This window comes from Oleiphilus sp. HI0086 (assembly GCF_001635225.1).
The window spans coordinates 1-854 of record NZ_LWFZ01000449.1; the positions used below are offsets into that span (position 1 = coordinate 1).

Below are 854 nucleotides of genomic sequence, written 5' to 3' on the forward strand. Positions count from 1 at the left end.
TGGGTTGTGGTCGAAACCTTTAGTCATGGATACGTGACCCATGTGCTCAACACCACCCACAACAAACACGTCACCGTTACCGGTTTGGATTGCTTGTGCAGCTGTGTGAATTGCACTCATCGCAGAACCACACAAACGGTTAACCGTTTGAGCGCCAGCAGCGTGAGGAACTTTAGTTAACAATGAAATTTGACGAGCAACGTTAAAGCCCTGCTCCATTGTTTGGTTAACACAACCCCAGATTACGTCTTCAACGTCATTAGGGTTCAATTTTTCGTTACGATCAAAAATAGCATCAATCAGCGTAGCTGAAAGTGTCTCAGCACGTACATTGCGGAAACAGCCATTTTTAGCACGACCCATTGGGGTACGTACTGCATCGATGACGACGACATCTTTTGGATTAAGACTCATAGATATTCTCCGTTCGATTCTGTTTCAGCGATTAGCCGAAAAACTTCTTGCCAGTTTTAGCCATTTCTCTCATACCCTCTGTTGGAGTGTAAAGAGCACCTAGATCAGCATACTTGTCAGCGATCTTATTAAATTCTTCGATGCCGATAGAATCGATGTAACGAAGCGCACCACCACGGAATGGAGGGAAGCCGATACCGAAGATAAGACCCATATCAGCTTCTGCTGCAGTCTCTACGATACCATCTTCAAGACAACGTACAGTCTCGATACATAGAGGAACCATCATACGCTCGATGATTTCTTCATCTGTAAATTCATTGTTGTTAAGAACAACAGGCTTGATCATGTCGTAAACGCCTTCGTCCTTCACTTTCTTCTGCTTACCTTTACGGTCTAGCTCGTAAGTGTAGAAGCCTTTGTCGTTCTTCTGACCGTAG

General features: G+C 44.6%; 1 protein-coding gene and 1 pseudogene. Both read right to left on the bottom strand.

What is annotated here, in order from left to right; all coding sequences use genetic code 11:
- On the bottom strand, positions 1-414 hold a 414-nt coding region (locus A3756_RS05575; protein ID WP_304438862.1), incomplete at its 3' end, for a beta-ketoacyl synthase N-terminal-like domain-containing protein.
- A 31-nt stretch (positions 415-445) separates the two neighbouring features.
- Positions 446-854, bottom strand: a pseudogene (fadB, locus tag A3756_RS27375) (fatty acid oxidation complex subunit alpha FadB); the annotation flags it as partial.